Here is a 24,198-nt window from a genome sequence, read left to right as displayed (position 1 = left end):
CTCTCCCCCTCAGGCTGCCTTGCCGGCGTCCATCTGCTCGAAAACCTGTTTTGCGATCTTGATTGCATGATTGGCCGCCGGCACGCCGGCATAGATTGCCACATGCAGCAGCGCCTCCCGAATATCCTCCCGGGAGGCGCCAGTATTGGCGGTGGCGCGCACATGCATCGCCACCTCTTCGTCCTGGCCAAGGGCTGCAAGCAGGGCGATCGTGATCATCGAGCGCTCGCGTTTCGTCAGCTCCGGCCGCGACCAGACATGGCCCCAGGCGGCCTCGGTGATCAACTCCTGGAACGGCTTGTCGAATTCCGTCGCAGCGGCTTGGGCGCGGTCGACATGGGCATCGCCGAGAACGGCGCGGCGGGTTGTCATGCCTTGATGATAGCGTTCGGACGCGGTGTCGCTCATGGGCTCTTGTCTCCGATGGATGAGAGGAAGGCGCGGATGATCGCTGTCAGCGCTTCCGGCTGCTCGATGGGCGGAATATGAGCGCAGTCCTTGATGACTTCATAGCGCGCGTCAGGGATCAGCTTTGCTGTCGAGAGCACCAGATCCGGCGGTGTCGAACCATCCTGATCACCGACGACGCAAATGGTCGGCACTTTGATCCTGGCCGCGGCCTCGGTGAAATCGGCGTCACGGATCGCAGCGCATGTGGCGACATAACCTTCCACCGGCTGGCGGATCAGCATGTTGCAGTAGCCGGCATAGGCGATGTTTTCAGGTCGGCGGAACGCCGGCGTGAACCAGCGCTCCATGACCATGTCGACGATGCTGGCAATGCCGCTCTTCTCGACGGTGGCGATACGGCTGTTCCAGCTGTCGGCCGTGCCGATCTTGTGGGCGGTATCGCAAAGGATCAGCGCCTTCACCAGATCCGGGCGGCGCTGGTAGAGCGACTGGGCAATCAGGCCGCCCACCGAGAGACCGCAGATGACGGCATCCTTGACCGAAAGCAGATCAAGCAGGCCGGCAAGATCGGTCGCATGATCCTCCATGGCGTAGGGCACCTGGCCGACATCGGAAAGCCCATGGCCGCGCATGTCATAGAGGATGATGGCAAAATCGCCGGCAAGACGCACGATCACATCGCGCCAGATCCGGAAGTCCGTGCCGAGCGAATTGGCAAAGACGATGACCGGCCGGTCAGCCGGCGCGCCGATGAGCTGGTAGTGGATCGTTACGTCGTTGATACTGGCGAATTGCACTTTAAATCTCCTCCACGTCCAATTTGGTGAGTTGAACCGGTTAAGTAAAATGATATTTTCCAGCTTTCCGATAACCCATGAGTTATGAAAGCAATGATCGATAGTCGTATCAAGTTTCGCCATCTGCAGACCTTTGTCGAGGTGGCGCGGCAGAAAAGCGTGATGAAGGCCGCCGAACTTCTGCATGTCAGCCAGCCGGCAGTGACGAAGACGATCCGCGAGCTGGAGCAGGCGCTCGGCGTCGGGGTTTTCGAGCGGGAAGGACGCGGCATCCGCATCACGCGGTACGGCGAGGTCTTCCTGCGCCATGCAGGTGCTGCGCTGACAGCACTCCGGCAGGGGCTCGATTCCGTCTCGCAGGAGCAATTTGGCGATGCCCCGCCGATCCGTATCGGTGCTCTGCCGACGGTCTCGACACGCATCATGCCGCGGGCGATGGACCTGTTTCTGAAGGAAAATACCTGGAGCCGGGTGAAGATCGTCACCGGCGACAATGCCGTACTGTTGGAGCAGCTGCGTGTCGGCGATCTCGATCTCGTCGTCGGCCGTCTCGCGGGAGCAGAAAGGATGGCCAGCTTCTCGTTCGAGCATCTTTATTCCGAGCAAGTGGTCTTTGCCGTGCGCGCCGGCCATCCGCTGCTTGGCGCCGGCAAATCGTTCTTCACCGAACTCGGCCACTACACGCTTCTGATGCCGACCCGCGGTTCGATCATTAGGCCGGTGGTCGAAAATTTCCTGATCGCCAATGGTGTCGCCAGCCTGCCGAGCCAGATCGAGACCGTCTCCGATGCCTTCGGCCGCGCTTTCGTGCGCGATAGCGACGCGATCTGGATCATTTCCAACGGCGTGGTTGCGCGGGATATTGCCGACGGCGTGCTTGTCGCCCTGCCGGTCGATACGAGCGAGACGAAGGGTCCGGTTGGATTGACGGTGCGTACCGATGCCGTCCCTTCGCTGCCGCTGTCGATTCTCATGCAGACGATCCGTGAGGCAGCGCTGGAAACTTCGGGGCAGCCCGCACCTGCGCACTAACCTTCAAGACAACTGTCGCCTTTGTTCGTAGACTTCGCTCCTGGCTATCCGAGGAGACGGCAAAATGAAAACAGGCTTCATCGGTCTCGGCGTGATGGGTACGCCGATGGCGCTCAATCTCGCGCGGGCAGGCACCGACCTCATCGTCTGGAACCGGTCGCCGGAAAGCGCTGACACGCTACGGACAGCCGGTGCCGAAGTGGCCGCGGATGTCGACGAAGTGTTTGCAAAAGCCCGGACCGTCATCCTGATGCTCGCCACGGCAGCGGTGATCGACACGGTTCTCGGGCGCGGCACACCAGGTTTTGTCGAACGGGTCGCCGGACATGTCGTTATCCACACGGGGACCACCGCGCCCGAATATTCGAAAGCGCTTGAGGCGGATATTCGTGCCGCCGGCGGCCATTATGTCGAGGCGCCTGTTTCAGGCTCGCGCCGGCCGGCGGAGGAAGGCCAGCTTGTGGTCATGCTTGCGGGAGATGCGGACGTCGTCGAAGAGGTTCGTCCGCTTTTGAAGCCCATGTGTAGGGAAACGGTTGTCTGCGGCGCCGTGCCGAATGCGCTCCTGATGAAGCTTGCCGTTAATATATTTCTGATCACGACGGTCACGGGGCTCGCCGAAGCGGCGCACTTTGCCGCTCGACAGGGATTAGACATGGGACTTTTCAAAGCTGTCGTCGATGCCGGCCAAATGGCGAGCGGCATATCGCGGATCAAGAGCGGCAAGCTGGTGGAGCGGGATTTCTCAGTGCAGGCGGCGATCTCCGACGCGCTCAAGAACAACAGGCTGGTGGCCGAAGCGGCCCGGCAGGCGGGCATCGCCTCGCCGCTGCTCGATGCTTGCCATGCGCTCTATGCCGAAACCGAAAGCCTGGGTTTCGGCCGTGAAGACATGGCGGCTGTCATCCGCGCCCTTGAAGCGCGGACGGAGGCGCTTGCCCTGCCCTTCGGCGATTGAACGTCAGGGCGCTCTGGTAATTTTCGTCATGCTGACGCAATCTTGCCTGTGCAGAGAGCGGCTTTTGAAGTTGGACGATCGAATGCGCGTCTTGCTGGCGGAAGATGAACCGGAAATGGCCGCTGTGCTTACGGCGGCGCTCCGCAACAACAACATCATCGCGGACCACGTTTCAACGATCGAGGCGGCCGAGGAGGCCGTGCGGCTGAACAGTTATGATGCCCTGCTGCTCGACCGCAGCCTGCCTGACGGCGACGGGCTGGAACTGATCGCCGAAGCGCGCCGCATCCAGCCGACCGTTCCCGTCATCATGCTGACGGCGCGCAGCGATCTGAAAGACCGGATCGAGGGGCTTGATCTCGGCGCCGACGACTATCTTGCCAAGCCCTTCGCCGTAGAGGAGTTGATGGCGCGGCTGAGAGCTATCCTGCGCCGCCCTGGCAATATCGAGATCGAAAGCCTGTGCCTCGGCCGGCTGCATTTCGACTTGCGCAATCGCGAGGCGCGTGTCGGCGACGTGGCGCTCGAATTGCCGCGCCGAGAATTGCTGGTGCTGGAAGCGCTGATGCGCCGCGCCGGCCGCACGGTGGAGCGCTCCAGTCTGGAAGAGGCCGTCTACGGCATGGATGACGAGATCCAGTCCAATGCACTCGATGCGCATGTCTCGCGCGTGCGCCGCAAGCTCGATGCGGCATGTGCTGGGGTCGAGATCCATACGATCCGCGGGGTGGGTTATCTGATCCGGCAGGCCCGGCCATGAAGAAGATGAAGTTCTATTCGCTGAAATGGCGGTTGATCCGCCGGCTGGTGGCGCTGCAGGCCGCAACCCTGGTGCTGATCGCGATCGCCTTTGCCTTCGTCTTCTGGATCTCGGGCATGAGCGGGATTTTCGCTCCCGACGAGCATGCAATTGATGCGGTGACGGAATCGATCGCTTGGAATCCCGATGGTTCGATGCGCACCACGAGCACGGACGCACTGGACTACCAGCGCGATAAGGCAGCCGATTTCTGGTTCCTGGTGCGTGATCAGCAGGGGCACATGCTGACCGACGGGAATGTGCCGGCGCAATATTTCGCCATTGCGAACTCGGGCACGGATATCGCCGAGGCGCGTTTCAACGGGGATGAGGACAATCCGGCGACAATTGCCGCGCGCCTGCAAAAGGTGAAGACCGATCACGGGGATCTTCTCGTCATCGTCGGACGTCAGGGCAGTCTCTCGGCCGGCAAACTTCTGGTCGTCTTCGTGGCGATCGCCTCCGGCGTCGTGCTGCCGGTGATCTTGCTGACAGGCCTGATCACACTGGCGGTCACGCCCTTCGTTGCGCGCGGCATCCACCGCGGATTGAATGAGGTGGCGCAGGCAGCACAGGGCATCGATGGCACCACACGCGGTTATCGCCTGCCGCTCGAAAACGTGCCGGAGGAAGTCGCACCGCTGGTCATTGCCATGAACGAGACGCTGCAGCGCCTCGATGACGACCACAACAAGCAGCGGCGCTTTATGCTGGCGGCCGCCCATGAATTGCGCACGCCAATCGCCATATTGCAGAACCGGCTGGAAACCATGCCGCCGACGGAAGCAACCAACCGGCTGCTGGAGGATGTCGCTCGTCTCTCGACGCTCGCCCAGCAATTGCTCGACCTGCAGCGGCTCAATCAGGAGCCGGTGCCGGATTGCTCCATCGACCTTGCGACGGTCGCCAGACGGCAGGCCGCGGAACTTGCGCCGCTGATCATCGCTGCCGGCTATCAGGCCAATTTCGAGCTGCGCTCGATGCCCGAACGCATTCTCGGCGACGAGACCGCGCTGGAGCGGGCGATCGCCAATCTGGTGCAGAATGCCATCCAGCATGGCGGCAGGAGCGGCACGATCACCATAGCCGTGGAGCGCCCCGCACAGATTTCCGTCAGCGATGAAGGCCGCGGTATCGCGCCTGAGGACCGGGAACGGATTTTCGAGCCCTTCCAGCGCGCCAACGGGCGCAGCCAGGGCATCGGGCTCGGCCTGCACCTCGTGCGCGAGATCGTCAAGCTGCACCACGGGCGCGTATGGGTGTCGGATGCGGAGGGCGGCGGCGCGAGCTTCAACATGAGCTTCGAGCCGACGGTCCAGACTGTATGAATCTCTCCGATGCTGCGAGTGCACGTCATGCTCACATCATTTGAAAGGGGAATACCGGAATTGGAAAATCGATGCCGGAGACCCGCATGCAACAGCCGCCACTGGCCGCCTTCTTTAGTGCGCTTCTCGCCGAGCCCAGGAAAATCGGCGCGATCGTGCCCTCGGGAGGGCGGCTGGCGCGGTTGATGACCAGCGAGATCGAGCCTTCGGCCGGCAAGGTGCTGGAGCTTGGCCCCGGCACCGGGGTTTTCACCGAGGCGCTTCTCAAACGCGGCCTAGCGGCGCGAGACCTGACCCTAGTGGAGCTCGAAGCCCGCTTCATCGCTCCACTGCGGCAGCGCTTTCCTGACGTGACCATCCTCCAGCGAGACGCGTGCGAGCTTTCTGCCTGCAGGACCGAGTTCGGGCCGCAGGCCGCAATCGTCAGCGGCCTGCCTTTTCGCAACATGCCCATCGAGGTCATCACCGCCATCGTCGGCGGCGGGTTCAGCCTGCTGGAACGTGGCGGCGCCTTCTACCAGTTCACCTACGGCCAATCCTGTTCCGTTCCACCAGATGTGCTTGCGGAATTGGGCCTGCGGGCGGAGAGGCTCGGCCGGGTGCGCCTGAATATTCCGCCCGCCAGCGTCTTTCGCATTTCGCGCCGGCCGGAGTGACGGCTGATGGCTTCGGCTCTAGCGCAGCACGGTCCGCAGTGTGGTTTGCGTTTCCTTGAGTAGCGGCAGGTAGCGCGCGACCATCTCGGCCGCCGGCACATGGGCGGCCGGTGCGCCGATATTGATGGCGGCTACAGTCTGACCGCGGTCGTTCTCGACCGGTACGGCGATGGAGCAGAGGCCGATTTCAAGCTCCTGGTCGATGAGAGCATAGCCCTGTGCGCGAACTTTGCGGAACTCCGCCATCAGTTCCCCAGGATCGGTCTTCGTATTCGGCGTGTTCGCCTTCAGCTCGCTTCGGGAAAGAACCGCCCGTGCCTCGCCTTCAGGGAGGGCGGCAAGCAGCACGCGGCCCATCGAGGCGCAATAGGCGGGAAGACGGCTGCCGGGCGTGAGATTGATCGACATGACGCGGCGCTGCGAGGCGCGGGCGACATAGACGATCTCGCTGCCGTCGAGCACCGAAGCGGATGCGCTCTGGCCAGCCTTCTCGGAGAGGGCATCGAGATGCGGCTGAATGAGCACCGGCAGCGGTGTCGCCTCCAGATAGGCATGCCCGAGCCGCAGGATCTTCGGTGTCAGCGTGAAGAACTTGCCATCGTAATTGGCGTAGCCGAGTTCGGCGAGCGTCAGCAGCGAGCGGCGCACTGTGGCGCGGTCGAGGCCGGTGAGCTTCGCCGCATCGGTGATGGATAGGCGGCGATGCATTTCACCGAAAGCTTCGATTATCTTGAGGCCGCGGGCGAAGCCGCTGACGAAATCGCTTTCGCGCATGGACTTGTCTGGCTCCTTCATCGTGGCTCAGAAGTTCGGTTGCCGGATCGATGATGGGTGAGGTCCCGATCGCAGCCTTTGTGCGGCCGGCATTGCTCAGCGCGCCGGAAGCCATTTCTTCGCAACCCGGCAGGCGACCGTGTAGGCGGGATCGAAGACGTTGCCAATATCGTAGCGGACCACCTGGCCGAGCAGATGGCTGGCCGCGACCTTCGTCAGGTCGTAGTCCGCTACGAGCACGGTCAGCATTTCGGTCGTCGCATGCTGCAGAGCCTGATCCAGCGGCCTCGCATTGCCGATGGTGATGATGTCATCGGCAATTTCGGCCCTCGGCCAGGACATCGGCCTTGCCTTTTCGACGGTCAGCCGGACCGTCACCTCGAATGTCGTTTCGACGCCGGTGCCGACGATTTCGCCGTCACCCTGGACCGCATGGCAATCCCCGAGAAAGAACAACGCGCCGGGCGCAAAGACCGGAAACCAGATCGTCGCGCCTGGACCGAGCAAGCGATAGTCCATGTTTCCACCATACGCGCCGCTGGTCGCCGTTGAGATCGCCTGGCCGTGGCTCGGCGCAACGCCGAAACATCCGATCATCGGCGATAGCGGTAGGACGAGGTTTTCGATGCCGGCAACCTGCTCCTTCAGCTTCACCGTCATGGCTTGCCGGTCGATGTCCCACAGCGTCTTTTCGGACCTCGGAAGATCGCGAGCCGCCTCGGGGTCGATGACATTTGCCGCCAGCACACTGCGAGTGAAGCCCATGTCACGCGTCGGTTTCATGTCCAGAATCTCGACCTTGAGGGCATCTCCGGGTTCGGCACCTTCAATGAAGATCGGCCCATTCATAGGATTTGGACCGTGCGCCCGCTGGACCTCATTCTCGTCGTAGCCCCCTGCATCGAGCGTGCGGGTTACGATCGTATCGCCGCTCATGATTTTCAAAGCAGGAGGCAAGGTGCCAATAACGTTGTAAAAGGCAGTCGCGACGAAATCGTGGGTCGTCATGGTAGAGGTTCCGCTCAGATGTTTGGAATGTGTTGCGCGAGATAGTCGTGTGGTTCGGCGAACTTACGCGTCAGCTGGGCAACCGTCGACGTCAAAATTGATGCTTCCGCGAATGGATGGCGAACAGGACCTCGATTATCTCAGGTACCTGACGACCCGACAGGAGTGTGTGAATTGAGTTCTACGCCAGATCCATCGCGCAGTTCGTTCCGACGGGCTGTCTACCTTTGCCTCGGTCTGTTGATGGTTGGCCTTGGAATTGTCGGCGCCATTCTGCCGCTCATGCCGACGACGATCTTCTTGATCCTGGCCGCATGGTTCTTCAGCCGGTCATCTCCGCGCCTGGAGGCCTATCTGATGAACAGTCGATTTGGCGGCTCGCTGCGTGACTGGCGCGAGAATGGCGCGATTTCCCGCAAGTCCAAGAATTTGGCCTTGATGGGGATGTCGGCGGGATACGCAATATTCCTCGTTACCTCCAAGCCGTCTGTTCCGCTCGTGATCATTGTCGGTGCACTGATCCTGGCTTGCGCCGCCTATGTCGCTTCGCGTCCGGGTTCCGCCAGTCGCAACGAGCCGGATGAACGTGACGGTTAATCTGCTTTGCCGACAAGAGGCACTTTACAACGAACGTAAAGTCAAATTATACGGCCCGCTCACTATTGCTCCGACACCCCCAGCATTCCCACCCGAGCACCATGCCAAAAACCCATAAGCACAAGTTCCTGCGGGAACAGTATCGCCGCATGCTTGCGTCCGACCATCACATAGATCCACGCTGGCGCGACAGTTTTGACGCGTTCCTGACAGATATCGACCATCTTGCGCCGAACACCGGAAGCCGTCGAATTATTGGTCGCAGAAACCTCAAGCTCGGATTTGTACCCGGAAATGTGGAGTGGCATTGGGAAAGCACGACACTGCCGGCATCGCGGGAAAGCAAAGGACGTTAAGCCTGACGGTACGACACGGTTGAAAGCGCCCCCGCAAGGGGGCAGCTCCAGTCCGCTTGGGATCCTTGCATGGCAACCGTGTCTTGCCTCTTCTCGAGCATTCTCTCTCTGCGGGTCTCGCTGCGACCTGCCCTGCCGACAATCTAACCTCATCGCAAAACCGGCTTTCTGCGAACGCTGCCGGATGGCCGCTGGCCCACCGACGCACGATTGCTTTTCCATGCGGGCCGGTCGACCGCCGAGAATATTTGCACGTCACCTATGTGCGATATACGAACAAATATAAAATAGCGCACAAAACTCTTGCCGTCCGGATGGCTCTCACTTTATGCTTTTCTCATTGGGGCACGAGGAAGCCTCAGCCGGCAAGGAGAGATCCCGCATGGACAAGACAATCGGGAGGGCGGCGGACGCCGTCTCCGAAATCGGCGACGGCGCGACCGTGATGATCGGTGGCTTCGGTGGCTCGGGTGCGCCGATCGAACTCATTCACGCCCTGATCGACAGAGGGCCGAAAGATCTCACGGTCATCAACAACAATGCCGGCAATGGCCGCATCGGCATCGCCGCAATGATCGATGCCGGCATGGTCAGGAAGATGATCTGCTCCTTCCCGCGCTCATCCGACCCGCGCGCCTTCACCGACAGGTATCTTGCAGGGCAAATCGAACTCGAGCTGGTGCCGCAAGGCACGCTCGCCGAACGCATCCGCGCCGGCGGAGCCGGCATCCCGGCCTTCTATACGCCGACGGGTTACGGGACTGAGCTTGCCGAAGGCAAGGTCATCGCCGAATTCGATGGCCGCCACTACGTGCAGGAACGCTGGCTGAAAGCTGACTTCGCCATCGTCAAGGCGCATGTCGGCGATGTCCACGGTAACCTCACCTACAACAAGGCCGGCCGCAACTTCAATCCGTTGATGTGCATGGCGGCTGCCAAGACGATCGCGCAGGTCTCGACGATCGTGCCGGCCGGCGGCATCGATCCTGAGCATGTCGTCACACCCGGCATCTTCGTCGATCGCGTCGTCGAGATCGCCAATCCGCAACAGGAAGAAGAGCTCATTCGAGCCGGGGTGGCCTACATATGACCGTCGACACCAGAGAAGATATCAAGCTCTCCAACGCACAGATCGCCTGGCGGGCAGCGCAGGACATCGCCGACGGTGGCTATGTGAACCTCGGCATCGGCTTTCCGGAAATGGTTGCCCGCTATCAGCCGCCGGGCCGGCAGGCGATCTTCCACACGGAGAACGGCATCCTCAATTTCGGCGAGGCGCCGCCATCGGGCGAGGAGGACTGGGATCTCATCAACGCCGGCAAGAAAGCGGTGACGCTGAAGCCGGGTGCGGCCTTCTTCCACCATGCGGACAGCTTTGCCATGGTACGCGGCGGTCATCTCGATGTCGCGATCCTCGGCGCCTATCAGGTTGCCCAGAACGGCGATCTCGCCAACTGGCGCGTCGGCGCCAAGGGCGTGCCGGCGGTCGGCGGTGCCATGGATCTGGTGCACGGCGCCAAACAGGTCTGCGTCATCACCGAGCACGTCACCAAGAATGGCGAGCCGAAGCTGGTCGATAAATGCAGCTTCCCGCTGACGGGAGTGGCTTGCATCACCCGCATCTATACGAGCCACGCCGTCATCGACATCAAGGACGAACGTTTCGTGCTGCGCGAGAAGCTTGCCGCGATGTCCCTCGAAGAACTGCAGGCCATGACCGGCGCGCAGCTTCATATCGAGGGGCCGGTTGCCGACCTCGTCGTTCCCCAACTTTGAGGACAAGTCCATGACCGAAGCCTTTATCTGCGATTATATCCGCACGCCGATCGGCCGTTATGGCGGCTCGCTTTCCTCGGTCCGGGCCGACGATCTCGGCGCCATTCCGCTGAAGGCGCTGATGACGAAGAATGCGTCTGTCGACTGGGAAGCCGTCGACGACGTCGTCTTCGGTTGCGCCAATCAGGCGGGCGAGGACAACAGGAACGTCGCGCGCATGTCGCTGCTGCTCGCCGGCCTGCCGGTCTCTGTGCCGGGCACGACGATCAACCGGCTCTGCGGGTCGGGCATGGATGCCGTCATTACCGCAGCGCGCGCCGTCCGATCAGGCGAGGCCGAACTGATGATCGCCGGCGGCGTGGAAAGCATGTCGCGTGCGCCCTTCGTGATGCCGAAGGCCGACACGGCTTTTTCGCGTGCTGCCGAAATTCATGACACGACGATCGGCTGGCGTTTCGTCAACCCGCTGATGAAGAAGCAGTACGGCGTCGATTCCATGCCGGAAACCGGCGAGAACGTTGCCGAGGACTACAAGGTGAGCCGTGAGGATCAGGATGCCTTCGCCGTACGTTCGCAGGCGAAGGCTGCGGCCTCTCAGGCAAGCGGCAGGCTGGCCAGGGAAATCACTTCGGTGAGCATCCCGCAGCGCAAGGGCGACCCTGTTATCGTCGAGAAAGACGAACATCCGCGCGCAACCAGCATGGAAGCGCTCGCCAAGCTGCCGACACCTTTCCGTCAGGGCGGTACGGTGACGGCCGGCAATGCCTCGGGCGTCAATGATGGAGCGGCTGCCCTCATCATCGCGTCGGAAGCGGCGGCCAAGAAATATGGCCTGACGCCGATTGCGCGTATTCTCGGCGGTGCGGCCGGGGCCGTCCCGCCGCGCGTCATGGGCATTGGGCCTGTCCCGGCTTCCCGCAAGCTGATGGCGCGGCTTGCGATGAAGCAGGAACAGTTCGATGTGATCGAGCTCAACGAGGCCTTCGCCAGCCAGGGGCTTGCTGTTCTGCGCGAGCTCGGCATTGCGGATGATGATCAGCGCGTAAACCGTAATGGCGGTGCGATCGCTCTCGGCCATCCGCTCGGCATGTCGGGTGCCCGCATCACCGGCACCGCGGCACTGGAGCTTGGTGAAACCGGCGGTCGTTATTCGCTGTCGACCATGTGCATCGGCGTCGGCCAGGGGATTGCTGTGGCGCTCGAACAGGTCTGAGAGCGGCCGATTCGGGAATCGACTGCATCAAAATTTGGCTGCCCAGGGCAAGGCCGAGACTATGGCCTGCCGGTCATTTGTCAACGGCGGCACTGGTGCCGCAAGCGTACCCATCTCGCTCTTTCGTGCATTGCCCTTCACCAATCTCCCCTGCTAAGACTGGCGCATATCACGTCATCACCTATGTTCTTGGTTTTTCGGGAGGCTATCGTCGCCATGGCAGATCTTGCTCAATTGCTTGCATCCATCAAAATTCCCGATCTTGCCGGCAAGGCCGTGCTGATTACGGGCGCTTCCACCGGCATCGGTGCGGCCGTTGCGCGCGCCTTTGCGGCGCAGGGCGCCAAGGTCGGCGTACACTACAATTCGAGCCGTGAACCGGCCGAAGAGCTTGCCGAGGAAATCAAGGCCGCCGGCGGCACGGTGCATCTGGTGCATGGCGACGTCTCGCGGGAAGGTGAGACGGAGCGTGTCGTCGAGGAGACAGCCAAGACCTTCGGCCATCTCGATGGCCTGATCAACAATGCCGGCGGCATGCTCGGCCGCAAGCCGACGTCGGAATATACCAACGAGCATTATGAGAAGGTCATGAACCTTAATGCCCGTTCGGTGCTGGCAGCCACGCGTGCTGCTCATCCCTGGCTGAAGAAGCAGGGCGGCTTCATCATCAACACGACATCGATTGCGGCGCGCAACGGCGGCGGCAATGGCGCCATCCTCTATGCGGCGTCCAAGGGTTTCGTCTCGACGATGACCCATGGCCACGCCAAGGAATTCGTCGCCGACAGGATCCGCGTCAATGCAGTTGCGCCGGGGGTCATCGCGACACCCTTCCACGAGCGCTATACGAATGACGAGCAGATGGAATTGCAGCGCAAATCGATTCCGATGGGCTTCGTCGGCACGCCGGAAGACTGTGTCGGTGCCTATCTTTTCCTCGCCTCGCCGACGCTCTCCGGCTACATCACGGGTCAGATCATCGAGGTCAATGGCGGTCAGCTGATGCCCTGATGGGGCCGGAAAGATCGTAGTTTACGGAACTTTCGCACTGCAACGACGTTTCCCGCTTGCCATTCATCAAGTGGGGGCGTCATGAGCTTTTCCTTTTCCGAACTCGACTTCCTGAAACCGGAGCTGGGGGCGGAATATACCGGCACAGGCACGCATTTCGCGGTTTTTTCCGCTCATGCCGAGCAGATTGAGCTCTGCCTCTTTTCTCCCGACGGTAAAAAGGAAGTCGCCCGGCTGCCGCTGCCGAAGCGAGAAGGCGACATCTGGTCGGGCTATATTGCCGGCATCGGGCCGGGTACGGTCTATGGGTATCGCGCCCATGGCCCTTACGATCCGAAGAATGGGCATCGTTTCAATCCGAACAAGCTGCTGCTTGATCCCTATGCCAAGCAGGTGCTTGGCGATCTCCAATGGGACGATGCGCTCTATGGCTATACGATCGGCAAGGACGACCTTTCCTTCGATGAACGTGACAGCGCGGCTTACATGGTCAAGGGCGTCGTTCAGGATCCGGATTTCGACTGGGCGGGTGAAGAAGCAATACGGCGGCCGTGGCCGGAGACGATCATCTATGAGGCGCACGTTCGTGGACTGACGATGCTGCATCCCAAAGTGCCCGACAGGCTGCGTGGCACCTTTCTCGGCATGTGCAGCGATCCAATCATCGATCATCTCGTCAAACTCGGCATTTCCGCGATCGAGCTGCTGCCGATCCAGTTCTTCCCCAACGACCGCTATCTCGAAGAGAAGAAGCTGACGAATTACTGGGGCTACCAGACGCTCGGTTTCTTCGCACCGCAGGCGCGCTATCTCTCGGGCGACAAGATCACCGAGATCAAGACCATGGTGAAGAGGTTTCATGCCGCCGGCATCGAAGTCATCATGGACGTCGTCTATAATCATACGGCCGAGGGCAGCGAGAAAGGACCGACCCTGTCCTTCCGAGGGCTCGATAATGCAAGCTACTACATCCTCTCGCCTGATGATCCGCGCCATACTTTCGATACGACGGGTACCGGCAACACGCTGAACGTCGCCAACCCGATGGTGATGCGCATGGTGCTCGACAGCCTGCGCTATTGGGTCGGCGTCATGCATATCGACGGTTTCCGCTTCGATCTCGCCAGCACGCTTGGCCGCCAGGACCTGGAGTTCGACCGGCAGGGCCTGTTCTTCGGCGCGATCCGCCAGGATCCGATCCTTGCCGGCGTCAAGCTGATCGCCGAACCCTGGGATGTCGGAGCCGGCGGCTATCAGGTTGGTGGCTTCCCGCATCCCTTTCGCGAGTGGAACGATAAGTTCCGTGACGACGTACGCCGCTTCTGGAAGGGGGACGGCGGAATGGTCTCGGAGATCTCGCAGCGCATCACCGGCTCTGCGGTGCAGTTCAATCACTCGGATCGCGGGGCGACATCATCAATTAATCTGCTGTCGGCGCATGACGGCTTCACGCTGATGGATACGGTTTCCTTCGACGACAAGCACAATGAGGCAAATGGCGAGGACAACAGGGACGGCCATTCGGACAATTATTCGGACAATATGGGTACCGAAGGCGTGACCGACAACGAGGACATCAACAGGCTGCGAGCACGCCGCCGCCGCAACATGATGGCGACTTTGATGCTCTCCCAGGGCGTGCCGATGATCCTTGCCGGCGATGAGGTCGGCAACAGCCAGGGCGGCAACAACAACGCCTATTGTCAGGACAATGAGATCGGCTGGACGAAATGGGACGGCCTCGATGATCCGTTCCTTGATTTCTGCCGCAAGGTCGTCGCCTTCCGCAGGGCGCATCCGGTGCTGAGGCAGGAGCGCTTTCTGACAGGCGACAGTACCGAGGACGGCCGCATCGAAATCGCCTGGTACAAGCCGGACGCCAGTTTCATGGATGACGGCGCCTGGAATGACGATGGGCTGCAAGTGCTCGGCGTCTATCTCTCGAAGAGTGCGCATTCTCCCGACATCGAGGAGATGGACGATCTCTATCTGGTCTTCAATGCCGGTGGAGATTGCGAGGTACATTTGCCCGAGGTCAACGGCCTGAAGCACTGGGCGCGTGTACTCGATACCGGCGCAGAGGAGGATGCTTTCAAGCTCCATGAGCAGGAGGGTCCCGTCATGGTTTATGCCCAAAGCATTGCAGTCTTTGCGCCGAAGGGGCAGACCAAACCGCCAAAGGATGCAAGCAAGGCTGAACGCCGCCGGTGGTTCCACTTCGGTCGGCGGAGCAGGTGACGGATCGATAACAAGCAATGAATGCCGACGTCATCACCGAGCTTGGCCTGATCTATGTCAGCGATACCGAACCCGGTATCCGCAGACGACGAAAGGGCAAGGGCTTCAGCTATACGCTGCCGGACGGGAAAACACTGGCCGACGAGATCCAGCGGGCGCGCATCCGCGCGCTCGGCTTGCCACCAGCCTACGAAAATGTGTGGATCTGCGTTTACGAGAATGGCCATCTGCAGGCAACGGGCTACGATGCGCGTGGCCGCAAACAGTATCGCTACCACGGGGATTGGCAGGCCTTCCGAAGTGCCGGCAAGTTTTATCAGCTCATCGAGTTCGGCCGGGCGCTCCCGAAGATCCGGCGAACGGTCCTGCATCATCTCGATACCGGCGCGGAAGATATCAACGGTGTGCTTGCGGCGCTGACGATACTTCTCGACGAAGCGCATCTGCGCGTCGGTAACCAGGCCTATGTGAAGGAAAACGGTACCTATGGTGCAACGACGCTGCTGAAGCGCCATCTGAAGATCGTCGATGGCCGTATCGAGCTGAAATTCCGCGCCAAAGGCGGCAAGCGCGTGCAGCGCAGCCTCAGGCATCCTCGTCTTCAGAAAATTCTGGAAGAGATCGCCGACCTGCCGGGCAGGCAGCTCTTTGTCTGGAAGGACGAGACCGGCGCACTGAAGCCGGTCGATTCCGGCCGGCTCAATGCCTATCTCGCGGAGATTTCCGGCATCGCCATCTCGGCCAAGACCTTTCGCACCTGGGCAGGTTCGCTCGCCGCTTTCGGTGCTGCACGCAGCGCCATGTCGGAAGGGCGCAGGCCGACCGTCAAGGAGATGTCGGAGGCTGCAGCCGAGGTCCTGCACAATACGCCGTCAATTTCGCGCTCCAGCTACATCCACCCGGCGATCATTGCACTTTCAGCCAAGGATGAGATGCTGGAGGAGAGCGGTACCGAGCCTCCGCGCGGGCTTCGGGCGGCTGAGAACCGCATGCTGGATTTCCTGACGCGCAACACCATTCCCGAATGAAAAAGAACCACGACCGAAACCGCGGGGTTCGAGTTTAACAGGAAGGTAAGCGTCAGGTGGTGTGCTTCTCGTGGCACCCTTTTCGTGGCCTCTCCGATATCTCTAATTCGGGATCGCAGGCAAAACCGACGGCGCTGCCAATCGCCCCCGAAAATCGAGAGCAATGCGGCTCAGGACGCTTCCATGTCGAGTTCCGGATAATGTCGAAAAATCCCCTCGGTGTTGAAAGGCAGGCGGCGGTCGGATTTCAGATAGCTGGCTATGTTGGGGCGCTGCTCGACACTGTCATGGAGGGCGGCAAGCAGCGGATATTTGCTGCGGTAGCTGCTCATGGCCTTCGGAAAGGCGTAAAGCAGGCCTTCGACGATCTGGAAGAGCGACAGATCCACATAAGTCAGCGCATTGCCGGCTATATGTTTGGAGCCATACGGATTCTGCTGCAGCACGCGTTCGAAATAGCCGAGGAATTTCGGAATGCGCTCCCTGATGAAATCGGCCGAACGGGCCTTCGCTTCTTCCTTCTGGTCCTCGTAATAGAGCGAGGTGGCGATCGGGTGATGCGTGTCGTGCACCTCGGCCACGAAATCGGTGATCGTGAGCTGCAACCCGTTTACGACATAGCGCAGCCCTTCGTCATCAGGCGCCAGTCGGAGTCTGGGGCCGAGGTAGAGAAGAATGTTGGCGACATGCGGAATGATGAGATCGCCTTCCTTGAGGAAGGGCGGGGCGAAGGGAATATACGCTTCGCTGTCGCTCTGCATGATGGCAAACATCGCCCCGGTGCCGCGCCCGCGGCCGGACTGGCGGGTGATATCGATATAATCGGCGCCGGCTTCCTCGAGTGCCAGTCGCACGAATTCTCCGCGGCCCTGGATGCCGTCCCAGTAATAAAGCTCGTAAGTCATTTGCCCTCGTGATTCTCTAATGCCTGGTTTCGCGACCGAAATCCTTGCGCAGCTCATCCTTGGCCTTTTCAAGTGTGCCCCTCTGCTTCTTCGTCAACTGGTCTCCGGCGCGGTTGATGTAGAAATTCAGCATCGACATGGCCGAGCGGAACGGGCTCGATTTGCGCCGATGGCTGCTCTCGGCCGAGTGTTTGAGGGAAACGGCAATCTTCTTCGGATCGTCAGACGTGAAGACGCCTTCCTTGAGGTCCATGGCGTCGCTGTTTTCGGTCACGCCCTGTGACCATTTCGTCTTGCTCTTCGCCATTGTGAGTGTCCTTAAAGCGGCGGCGTGAGGCCGCCTGCCGGGTTGTTGGTGTCTGATGGGGCCGTCAGCGATGGGCGTGGTGTTCGTTGCGCTTGCGAGTGGCGGCTGCTTTCTTGGCGGAAGCGGAGCGCTCCTCTTTCGACCGGGATGCCGAAGCATGACCGCCGATGCGGCCGCCTTTTTCGGAGGATTCGTTCGTATCCTTCTTGCCGCGGCCAGAGCCTGACTTGTTGCCGCCGCCACTTTCCTTGTTGACGGTTGCCCATGCCCGGCGTTCGGCCTCGGCGTGGGATACGCCGCGATCCTCATAGCCTTCTTCGATATGCTCGGCCTTTCTCTTCTGCTTGTCGGTATAAGCGGATTTGTCACCTCGTGGCATGGCTGCCTCCTGTGGTTTGAATGAGGCTCAACCGCTGGCCGTCCAAAAAGTTCCGAGGTCGTTCCGGCCGCCGGGAAGTGGTCTGGAGCTAGGATCGTGAGCCGGCAATCAAGCCCTAGGCAACGGGGCGCTGGCGGGCAGCGGTCTTCACCGCGCGATCGAGCGCTGCGGTAGTAAACGGCTTTGGCAGCAGCACGGAACCGGAAAAGCGGTTCGCATCCGGCAGATTGCTGTTGCCGGTCGCAAAGACGAGGCCGACCGAAGGGACGGCTTCGCGCGCCAAGGCTGCGAAGGCCGGGCCGGACATGCCCGGCAGGCCGACATCGGCAACGATGATGTCTATATCCGTCGTGCGTAGGAGTTCAACGCCCTGTTCGCCGCTGTCGGCTGCGATCACGTCATAGCCGAGATCCTGCAGGATTTCTGCAGTATCCATGCGGATGAAGGCATCATCCTCGACCAGCAAAAGCTTCAGCCTGGCCTGGACGATATCACGCGGCTGTGCGCTGCCCGGCAGCGGCACCGGGTTGGTCTGGCGGCGTTGCGCCTGATTGACGAGGACGTGGCGGACTTTCCGCGCCAAGGCCTCCCGCGTATAGGGCTTGGAGAGGAGCTCCAGGCCAGGATCGAGCCGGCCGCCATGAACGATCGAATTTTCGGTATAGCCTGACGTATAAAGTACGGCGACATTGGGCAGGCGCTCGCGGGCCATGCGGGCGAGCTCCGGGCTCTTCAGCGGACCGGGCATGACGACGTCTGTAAAGAGCAGGTCGATATGCGCGCCACTCTCGATCACGGTCAACGCGCTCTGCGCATCCTTGGCCTTCAGCACGTAATAGCCGAGATCGGTCAGCATCTCGACGACCGTCGTGCGCACACCTTCATCATCCTCGGCGACCAGAATCGTCTCGGTGCCGCCGGTTGTGGGAATATTGTCGCCAGTTGCGATTCGATCCTCGCTCCGGAGTGAGCGGGGGAGATAAAGCTTCACCGTCGTGCCTTCGCCGGTCTCGCTGTAGATTTTCACATGGCCACCGGACTGCTTGACGAAACCGTAGACCATGGAAAGGCCGAGCCCGGTGCCTTTGCCCTCCGGTTTGGTGGAGAAGAACGGTTCGAAAGCCTGCTCGATGATCTCGGGTGCCATGCCCGAGCCGGTGTCGGTGACGGCGAGCACCACATATTGGCCGGCTGCGACCTCCGGATGGGTGCGGCTGTAGGAATCATCGAGAAAGGCATTGCCAACCTCGATCGTGAGCTTGCCGGCGCCATCCATCGCATCGCGCGAATTGATGGCAAGGTTGAGCAGCGCATTCTCGATCTGGATCGGATCGGCGAAGGTGTTCCAGAGACCGCCAGAGACCATGGTCTCCACCTCGATCTCCTCGCCGAGCGCGCGGCGCAGCATGTCGTCCATCGCCGAGACGAGGCGGCCGATATTGATCACCTTCGGCTCCAGCGGTTGGCGGCGCCCGAAGGCGAGAAGCTGGCTGGCGAGACGCGATCCACGCTCGACGGCGGAGAGCGCATTGGAGATGCGTTCCTTGGCCCGGCCGTTATTCATCACGTCCTTGCCGAGAAGCTGCAGGTTGCCGGATATGACCTGCAGCAGATTGTTGAAGTCGTGCGCCACCCCGCCGGTCAATTTGCCGATCGATTCCATCTTTTGCGCCTGCTGCAAGGCTGCCTCGGCCTGCTGGCGTTCGAGGATTTCGGCGGCGACACGTACCTCAAGCGTTTCGTTCAGCTTGCGGAGTTTATCTTCTGCCTCGCGCCGCTGGGCGATTTCGACCTCGGCGGCGCGGATGAGCCGGGCGTTATCGATCGCGACGGCAGACTGGCCCGCCAGGCTGACGAGGCTTGCTTCCACCGCATCCGAAAAGCGGGCGGGCTCGCTATGGCCGAAGAACAGCCCGCCAATCACACTGCCGTCGCGTGACTTGACCGGCACGGCGAGATAGCTGCGCACCGGAAGGTGGCCCTTCGGCATGCCGGAATGCGGCATATTCTGTCCGTAGCGCGGATCGAGCAGGATATCGTCGGAGCGTACTACGCCTTCGCCATTGAAGGTCGGCGCAAAGACCTTGGTGTTGCGCGGCATCGGGAACCGGTCGAAATGTTTGCGATCGACACCCGACAGCGCATAGAGCATGTAACTGCCGCCTTCCCCATCGTCGACATTGTAGAAGAAGGCGCCGAATTCGGCGCCAGCCAGCGCCACGCCGGCATCGACGGCGATCTGCGTCAGGCGGTCGACATTGAGTTCTGCGGTGATCGCAGCGCCGGCGCGGTTGACGACGGCCAGTGTGGCGGATTTCTCTCGTGACTCGTCCAGCGCAGCGCGCTCGCGCCGCTTGGCGAGCACCTGATCCGTCACTTCCATGGTGGCGCAGAGAATGCCGGCGACCTTCCCGTCGTCGTCCCGCAACGGCGTGTAGGAGAAGGTGAACCAGGTGTCTTCTGTCTGGCCCTCGCGTTGCATCGGAACGAGAAGTTCCTTGTAGAGCTGCGACTGGCCGTCAAGTGTTGCCTGCACGATCGGTTCGAACTGCGGCCAGATATCAGACCAGACCTGCTGGAAGGGTCTTCCAAGAGCAGCAGGGTGCCGTTCTGGGAAGATCGCCACATAGGCGTCGTTATAGATGAAAGCGAGTTCGGGACCCCAGGCGACGAATTTCGGCTGGCGTGAATTGACGACCATTTCCGCGATATGTCGGAGTGAACTCGGCCATGCTTCAACTGACCCGATGCCGGCTGCGTTCAAACCTTTCCGGCGCAGCAAATTTCCGATTTCGCTGTTGCCTTCCGGCCAGCGGCCTCCAACCCGTGCCATTAAAAATCGCTTTCATTCCTTATGCGGCATCATCCGCGCCGGGTCTGCCGGTCCAGTCCACAAAATAGAGGCATCGGACATAAGGGAAAGGGCGTGCTGCAAATATCGTTAACCGGGCAAAGTGTCCGATTACTCGCAATGAGGCTGTTTATATTTGTTATTCCTGGTCCAGCTTCTGCGAAGCGATAAAAGTGCGGCTCAAAGCAAAGGAACGAAGCTGGATCGGTTTGCGCGGATCACGAAAAAATACGCCGACTATATTATCGACGAAAAGAATAAGCCCCAGCGCGAAACCGATGTAGAGCAAAGCGGCGATCACAAGAAGCGACATCTCCATCCCTCACACCAACGCTGGGAAAGCTCGGCCAGGGGCCGCCGGAACTGGGATGCTGATGGCATTAGCAAAACGGCTGTTCACGGCGACTTCCCCTGTTTGCCCATTAACAGACGGAAGACGTTCTTGTTCCCCGTTTCGAGGGGCGGACGCAGCTTTTTATAAGTCTGTCCAGACGGACGTTTCATTCGATTTGTGGTCACCCCCCGCATAGAAGCCGGCGCTTCACGAAATTGATAGCGCGCAACTAATTCAAACTTATGACACAAAGGTTTAAGGGGCGCGGGTTAAGCGCCCTTTTTCATTAAAATCTGAACATTTCTCGTCAGGGAGCCGACTTACGAGCAACCGCGCGTTTCGGCGCCGGTTTGACGATGTCGTTGGCTTTGGCTTTGGCTTTGGTGCTTGTCGCTGGCCGTTTGGCCTTCGTCTTGGCTTCGCCACCGTTGGTGGGCTCTGCTACCTTCGGCGTATCAGCCTTGGCGGCGGTCGCCCGTTTCGCTCGAGGCTTTACTTCCTTCCCGTTTCCAGACTTCGAGGCCCCCTTGAGCGCATCATGCTCGGCCCTTGCCTGTTCCCAATGGATGGAGTCTCGCCCCGTCGGGTGCCCTTCTTCTTCCCAAAGGGCATATGCACGTTTTTTTATCCACTCTTCCCGAGCTTCTGCCATCGCTGATCTCCAGTCACAACATGCCGTCGTTCGAACGCGATACTGTTGAAAAGGTTCCAGACTATGGGGTCGGTTTCAAGTGGATTTGCCAAGTAAATCGGGAATATTTTTGCGTTGCAATATTTATAGGCAATAACTCGTTCTAGTTGCCCTGATATTGGACAGCGCGGTGCAGGTCCTCAATGAAATTCGCACGCTGGCGCGCGACATCCTCTTCCTCGCGAATCCGCAGGAGGAAGGAAGGGTGGATGGTCACGAGAACCGGCGGATGATCCTCTGGCGTGAGGACGTGACCGCGCTCGGGGGTCAGTTTCACCTTCGCGCCGAGGAGGGAATAAAGTGCTGTCGCGCCAAGCGCAACGACGAGTTTGGGATGTATGATCTCGATTTCGGCACCGAGCCACCAGGAGCAGCGCCGGATCTCCCCGGCATTGGGTTTCGAATGCAGGCGGCGCTTGCCGCGGGGCTCGAACTTGAAGTGCTTGACCGCATTGGTGACATAGCATCGCGAGCGGTCGAGCCCGGCCTCTTCCATACAGATGTCGAGCAGGTGACCGGCAGGGCCGACAAAGGGGCGTCCTGCAATATCTTCCTTGTCGCCCGGTTGTTCTCCGACAAGCATGATATCCGCCTTTTGAGATCCCTCGCCGAAGACGAGCTGGGTGGCGTTCTTGTAGAGTTCGCAGCGCGTGCAGCCTTCCGCCTGATGTCTGAGCTGATCGAGGCTGGCAGCGTCGGCGCTTTCAAGCGTGAAGGCAGGGCCAAATTTCTGTGCAACGTTCATGACGGCAATCTCTTGGTTCTCACCTTCAACCGATCGCGCCGCGGATTGTTCCTGCCCGTTCGGAACAACCCGCAGCTTCAGGAATTTGATGCTGATTGGAAGTCACACGGAGTGAGGGATGAACCAGATTTCAAAGACTGGCACGATCACGGAACGCACGGGGCGTTGGGGTACAGAGCTGCTCGCGGGCGGACGTGCGCGTTTTCGTCTCTGGGCGCCTAGCGCGGATGCGATCTCGCTGCGGCATCGCGGCCACGATGCTCCCATGGAGAACATAGGCGGCGGCTGGTTCGAGCTGGCAGGGGTCGAGGCGTCCGCAGGCGATGAGTACATGTTCGTCCTCCCGGATGGAAACACCGTGCCGGATCCGGCGTCGCGAAGGCAAGCCGGGGATGTGCATGGTCCGTCGCTGATCGTCGATCCCGGTTATCAATGGCAGAACTCACGCTGGCGCGGCCGTCCTTGGGAAGAGGTGGTCATCAGCGAAATCCATATTGGCACCTTTACGCCCGAGGGTACGTTTCGGGCTGCAGCGGAGAGGCTGAAGCATCTTGCGGAAATCGGCATCACGGCTGTCGAAGTGATGCCCGTTGCGCAATTTGCCGGCAATCGCGGCTGGGGTTACGACGGCGTGCTGCAATATGCGCCGCATTGCGCTTACGGCACGCCGGACGATTTCAAGGCCTTCATCGATACGGCGCATGGCCTCGGCATCATGGTGCTGCTCGACGTCGTCTACAATCATTTCGGACCCGAGGGCAATTATCTCCACAGCTATGCGCCGGGCTTCTTCCGCAAAGATCGGGAAACGCCCTGGGGGGCGGCGATCGATTTCGGGCGGGAGCCGGTGCGGCGCTTTTTCATCGAGAACGCGCTCTACTGGATCGGCGAGTTCCGGCTGGACGGGCTCAGGCTCGATGCCGTGGAGCAAATCCATGATACCTCTGAAAAGCATGTGCTTTCAGCCATGGCCGAAGAAGTGAAAGCCACCTTCGCCGACAGGCAGGTTCATCTCGTCGTCGAAGACCAGCGCAATCTCGTGGAGCTATTGATTCGTGATGAGAACGGCGCTCCCAAAGCTTACGAGGCCGAATGGAACGATGATTTCCATCATGTGGCGCACATCATCGCGACCGGCGAAACCATCGGCCACTACAAGCCTTTCGCCGATCAGCTCTGGCATAAGCTTCGCATGGCACTTCAGCATGGCTTCATCTATCCTGATCGAACCGATCCGCCGGAATTGCCTGTCGGCGAGCGTCGTTACCTGCCGCCGACCGCCTTTATCGATTTCCTGCAGAACCACGACCAGATCGGCAACCGGGCCTTCGGCGAGCGGCTGATAAGCCTTGCCGATCCCGATATGCTGGATGCGCTGACGGCGATACTCCTGCTCTCGCCGCACATCCCATTCCTCTTCATGGGCGAGGAGTATGGGGAAAGGCGGCCCTTCTATTTCTTTGCCGATTATACGGGCGAGCTCGGCAGAATGGTCCGCGATGGGCGCATGGCGGAAGCTGAGGGGTTCGGCGGCTTGAAGGCCGGCAGGACCGTGGCCGATCTGCCCGATCCCAATGCCCTTTCGACCTTCGAGAATTCGAAACTCGACTGGCAATGGCGGGAGAACGAGGAGGGCCGGAAAAGTTTGGCTTTCGTCGCCGCGCTCCTGGAGTTGCGCAAGACCTATGTCGTACCGCTGCTGAAGCAGAGCTCTGCCATCGAGAGCGGCGCGCTGGAAGCGCCTGAAGGAGCGATCGCCGTCTGGTGGAAGGTCGCGAATCTGACGCTGGCGCTGCGCGCCAATTTGTCGGGGCAGGCACTGGTCTTGCCGTCGGTCGCCGGGACTGTGATCTATGAGCGCTACGGCAAGGAAGCAAAGCCCGCCGAGAATGGCGCGCTGCCGCCGCATTCGGTCATCTTTGCCATCGATATTGAGCCGGCGAATTAAGCATTTGAAAAATTTCGCGTTGAGAGCGAGCCGCTGACTGATTGAACGCAGACGAT

24 protein-coding genes are annotated in these 24,198 nt (G+C 60.6%); 13 read left to right on the top strand and 11 right to left on the bottom strand.

The features are described from left to right. Nucleotides 1–9: 9 nt before the first annotated feature. Entirely contained in the window at nt 10–408 is a 399-nt protein-coding gene (gene pcaC / locus FHT82_RS01875) for a 4-carboxymuconolactone decarboxylase (protein WP_183725783.1), read from the bottom strand. Next, nucleotides 405–1,208, bottom strand: a complete 804-nt coding sequence (gene pcaD / locus FHT82_RS01870) for a 3-oxoadipate enol-lactonase (RefSeq protein ID WP_183725781.1) — start codon at nt 1,206–1,208, stop codon at nt 405–407. Before pcaD ends, pcaC begins: the two co-directional genes overlap by 4 nt. 93 nt (nt 1,209–1,301) lie before the next feature. Between pcaD and pcaQ the strand changes: the two genes are divergently transcribed. The 5 genes from pcaQ (at nt 1,302) to FHT82_RS01845 (ending at nt 5,981) form a co-directional block, all read left to right on the top strand. Next, a complete protein-coding gene (pcaQ, locus tag FHT82_RS01865; protein ID WP_183725779.1) occupies nt 1,302–2,240 on the top strand; it encodes a pca operon transcription factor PcaQ in 939 nt (312 codons plus the stop codon). Between the two features lie 64 nt (nt 2,241–2,304). Then, the gene (locus tag FHT82_RS01860) at nt 2,305–3,198 is read left to right on the top strand and encodes an NAD(P)-dependent oxidoreductase (RefSeq protein ID WP_183725777.1); all 894 of its coding nucleotides are present in this window, start codon (nt 2,305–2,307) and stop codon (nt 3,196–3,198) included. Between the two features lie 82 nt (nt 3,199–3,280). Continuing rightward, nucleotides 3,281–3,958, top strand: a complete 678-nt coding sequence (locus tag FHT82_RS01855) for a response regulator transcription factor (RefSeq protein ID WP_183725775.1) — start codon at nt 3,281–3,283, stop codon at nt 3,956–3,958. Then, nucleotides 3,955–5,325: a HAMP domain-containing sensor histidine kinase gene (locus FHT82_RS01850; protein WP_183725773.1), complete on the top strand. Its 1,371-nt coding sequence runs from the start codon at nt 3,955–3,957 to the stop codon at nt 5,323–5,325. Before FHT82_RS01855 ends, FHT82_RS01850 begins: the two co-directional genes overlap by 4 nt. Nucleotides 5,326–5,396: 71 nt before the next feature. Then, nucleotides 5,397–5,981: an rRNA adenine N-6-methyltransferase family protein gene (locus FHT82_RS01845; RefSeq protein WP_246698026.1), complete on the top strand. Its 585-nt coding sequence runs from the start codon at nt 5,397–5,399 to the stop codon at nt 5,979–5,981. Between the two features lie 18 nt (nt 5,982–5,999). Here FHT82_RS01845 and FHT82_RS01840 read toward each other — a convergent pair whose 3' ends face one another. Both FHT82_RS01840 and FHT82_RS01835 read right to left on the bottom strand, forming a co-directional pair. Then, on the bottom strand, nt 6,000–6,755 hold the full coding sequence (locus tag FHT82_RS01840) for an IclR family transcriptional regulator (protein WP_183725771.1): 756 nt from the start codon (nt 6,753–6,755) through the stop codon (nt 6,000–6,002). A 96-nt stretch (nt 6,756–6,851) separates the two neighbouring features. Continuing rightward, entirely contained in the window at nt 6,852–7,763 is a 912-nt protein-coding gene (locus FHT82_RS01835; protein WP_183725769.1) for an acetamidase/formamidase family protein, read from the bottom strand. A gap of 174 nt (nt 7,764–7,937) precedes the next feature. Between FHT82_RS01835 and FHT82_RS01830 the strand changes: the two genes are divergently transcribed. The 7 genes from FHT82_RS01830 to FHT82_RS01800 all read left to right on the top strand — a co-directional run bounded on the left by FHT82_RS01830 (nt 7,938) and on the right by FHT82_RS01800 (nt 15,982). Continuing rightward, nucleotides 7,938–8,360, top strand: a complete 423-nt coding sequence (locus tag FHT82_RS01830) for a YbaN family protein (RefSeq protein WP_183725767.1) — start codon at nt 7,938–7,940, stop codon at nt 8,358–8,360. A gap of 738 nt (nt 8,361–9,098) precedes the next feature. After that, nucleotides 9,099–9,806, top strand: a complete 708-nt coding sequence (locus tag FHT82_RS01825) for a 3-oxoacid CoA-transferase subunit A (protein ID WP_183725765.1) — start codon at nt 9,099–9,101, stop codon at nt 9,804–9,806. Further along, nucleotides 9,803–10,492 (top strand): CoA transferase subunit B, encoded by a 690-nt coding sequence (locus tag FHT82_RS01820; RefSeq protein ID WP_183725763.1) that lies wholly within the window; start codon nt 9,803–9,805, stop codon nt 10,490–10,492. Before FHT82_RS01825 ends, FHT82_RS01820 begins: the two co-directional genes overlap by 4 nt. A gap of 10 nt (nt 10,493–10,502) precedes the next feature. Continuing rightward, a complete protein-coding gene (gene pcaF, locus FHT82_RS01815) occupies nt 10,503–11,705 on the top strand; it encodes a 3-oxoadipyl-CoA thiolase (protein ID WP_183725762.1) in 1,203 nt (400 codons plus the stop codon). Nucleotides 11,706–11,921: 216 nt separating this feature from the next. Then, nucleotides 11,922–12,716 carry an SDR family oxidoreductase gene (locus FHT82_RS01810; protein WP_183725760.1) on the top strand — a complete coding sequence of 265 codons (795 nt, stop codon included), beginning with the start codon at nt 11,922–11,924 and terminating at the stop codon, nt 12,714–12,716. A gap of 81 nt (nt 12,717–12,797) precedes the next feature. Then, entirely contained in the window at nt 12,798–14,954 is a 2,157-nt protein-coding gene (gene glgX, locus FHT82_RS01805) for a glycogen debranching protein GlgX (protein ID WP_183725758.1), read from the top strand. 17 nt (nt 14,955–14,971) lie between these two features. Further along, entirely contained in the window at nt 14,972–15,982 is a 1,011-nt protein-coding gene (locus tag FHT82_RS01800) for a DNA topoisomerase IB (RefSeq protein WP_183725756.1), read from the top strand. A gap of 170 nt (nt 15,983–16,152) precedes the next feature. Here FHT82_RS01800 and FHT82_RS01795 read toward each other — a convergent pair whose 3' ends face one another. From FHT82_RS01795 to FHT82_RS01765, 7 genes are all read right to left on the bottom strand, one after another. Then, nucleotides 16,153–16,887, bottom strand: coding sequence for a glutathione S-transferase (locus FHT82_RS01795; protein WP_183725753.1), 735 nt, complete (start codon nt 16,885–16,887; stop codon nt 16,153–16,155). 16 nt (nt 16,888–16,903) lie between these two features. Further along, entirely contained in the window at nt 16,904–17,194 is a 291-nt protein-coding gene (locus FHT82_RS01790; RefSeq protein WP_183725751.1) for a DUF3175 domain-containing protein, read from the bottom strand. Between the two features lie 64 nt (nt 17,195–17,258). Further along, nucleotides 17,259–17,573, bottom strand: a complete 315-nt coding sequence (locus FHT82_RS01785; protein ID WP_183725749.1) for a plasmid stabilization protein — start codon at nt 17,571–17,573, stop codon at nt 17,259–17,261. Nucleotides 17,574–17,688: 115 nt separating this feature from the next. Then, nucleotides 17,689–20,406: a response regulator gene (locus FHT82_RS01780; protein WP_183725747.1), complete on the bottom strand. Its 2,718-nt coding sequence runs from the start codon at nt 20,404–20,406 to the stop codon at nt 17,689–17,691. 157 nt (nt 20,407–20,563) lie between these two features. Further along, nucleotides 20,564–20,737 carry a hypothetical protein gene (locus FHT82_RS01775; RefSeq protein WP_183725745.1) on the bottom strand — a complete coding sequence of 58 codons (174 nt, stop codon included), beginning with the start codon at nt 20,735–20,737 and terminating at the stop codon, nt 20,564–20,566. Between the two features lie 328 nt (nt 20,738–21,065). Then, nucleotides 21,066–21,410 (bottom strand): DUF2934 domain-containing protein, encoded by a 345-nt coding sequence (locus tag FHT82_RS01770; RefSeq protein WP_183725743.1) that lies wholly within the window; start codon nt 21,408–21,410, stop codon nt 21,066–21,068. A 142-nt stretch (nt 21,411–21,552) separates the two neighbouring features. Then, the gene (locus FHT82_RS01765) at nt 21,553–22,194 is read right to left on the bottom strand and encodes a UdgX family uracil-DNA binding protein (RefSeq protein WP_183725741.1); all 642 of its coding nucleotides are present in this window, start codon (nt 22,192–22,194) and stop codon (nt 21,553–21,555) included. A gap of 118 nt (nt 22,195–22,312) precedes the next feature. On the opposite strand from FHT82_RS01765, the gene treZ reads away from it, so the two are divergent. Further along, nucleotides 22,313–24,142: a malto-oligosyltrehalose trehalohydrolase gene (treZ, locus tag FHT82_RS01760; RefSeq protein WP_183725739.1), complete on the top strand. Its 1,830-nt coding sequence runs from the start codon at nt 22,313–22,315 to the stop codon at nt 24,140–24,142. Nucleotides 24,143–24,198 lie beyond the last annotated feature (56 nt).

It is taken from the genome of Rhizobium sp. BK275, from assembly GCF_014193555.1.
Lineage (GTDB): Bacteria > Pseudomonadota > Alphaproteobacteria > Rhizobiales > Rhizobiaceae > Rhizobium.
This window is presented reverse-complemented; position numbering and strand designations above follow the sequence as displayed.

Coding starts and splice junctions, on each gene's coding strand:
- pcaC (WP_183725783.1), bottom strand. CDS start 408: ATGAGCGACACCGCGTCCGAACGCTATCATCAAGGCATGACAACCCGC.
- pcaQ (WP_183725779.1), top strand. CDS start 1,302: ATGATCGATAGTCGTATCAAGTTTCGCCATCTGCAGACCTTTGTCGAG.
- FHT82_RS01860 (WP_183725777.1), top strand. CDS start 2,305: ATGAAAACAGGCTTCATCGGTCTCGGCGTGATGGGTACGCCGATGGCG.
- FHT82_RS01855 (WP_183725775.1), top strand. CDS start 3,281: ATGCGCGTCTTGCTGGCGGAAGATGAACCGGAAATGGCCGCTGTGCTT.
- FHT82_RS01850 (WP_183725773.1), top strand. CDS start 3,955: ATGAAGAAGATGAAGTTCTATTCGCTGAAATGGCGGTTGATCCGCCGG.
- FHT82_RS01845 (WP_246698026.1), top strand. CDS start 5,397: ATGCCGGAGACCCGCATGCAACAGCCGCCACTGGCCGCCTTCTTTAGT.
- FHT82_RS01840 (WP_183725771.1), bottom strand. CDS start 6,755: ATGCGCGAAAGCGATTTCGTCAGCGGCTTCGCCCGCGGCCTCAAGATA.
- FHT82_RS01835 (WP_183725769.1), bottom strand. CDS start 7,763: ATGACGACCCACGATTTCGTCGCGACTGCCTTTTACAACGTTATTGGC.
- FHT82_RS01825 (WP_183725765.1), top strand. CDS start 9,099: ATGGACAAGACAATCGGGAGGGCGGCGGACGCCGTCTCCGAAATCGGC.
- FHT82_RS01820 (WP_183725763.1), top strand. CDS start 9,803: ATGACCGTCGACACCAGAGAAGATATCAAGCTCTCCAACGCACAGATC.
- pcaF (WP_183725762.1), top strand. CDS start 10,503: ATGACCGAAGCCTTTATCTGCGATTATATCCGCACGCCGATCGGCCGT.
- FHT82_RS01810 (WP_183725760.1), top strand. CDS start 11,922: ATGGCAGATCTTGCTCAATTGCTTGCATCCATCAAAATTCCCGATCTT.
- glgX (WP_183725758.1), top strand. CDS start 12,798: ATGAGCTTTTCCTTTTCCGAACTCGACTTCCTGAAACCGGAGCTGGGG.
- FHT82_RS01800 (WP_183725756.1), top strand. CDS start 14,972: ATGAATGCCGACGTCATCACCGAGCTTGGCCTGATCTATGTCAGCGAT.
- FHT82_RS01795 (WP_183725753.1), bottom strand. CDS start 16,887: ATGACTTACGAGCTTTATTACTGGGACGGCATCCAGGGCCGCGGAGAA.
- FHT82_RS01790 (WP_183725751.1), bottom strand. CDS start 17,194: ATGGCGAAGAGCAAGACGAAATGGTCACAGGGCGTGACCGAAAACAGC.
- FHT82_RS01785 (WP_183725749.1), bottom strand. CDS start 17,573: ATGCCACGAGGTGACAAATCCGCTTATACCGACAAGCAGAAGAGAAAG.
- FHT82_RS01780 (WP_183725747.1), bottom strand. CDS start 20,406: ATGGCACGGGTTGGAGGCCGCTGGCCGGAAGGCAACAGCGAAATCGGA.
- FHT82_RS01775 (WP_183725745.1), bottom strand. CDS start 20,737: ATGTCGCTTCTTGTGATCGCCGCTTTGCTCTACATCGGTTTCGCGCTG.
- FHT82_RS01770 (WP_183725743.1), bottom strand. CDS start 21,410: ATGGCAGAAGCTCGGGAAGAGTGGATAAAAAAACGTGCATATGCCCTT.
- FHT82_RS01765 (WP_183725741.1), bottom strand. CDS start 22,194: ATGAACGTTGCACAGAAATTTGGCCCTGCCTTCACGCTTGAAAGCGCC.
- treZ (WP_183725739.1), top strand. CDS start 22,313: ATGAACCAGATTTCAAAGACTGGCACGATCACGGAACGCACGGGGCGT.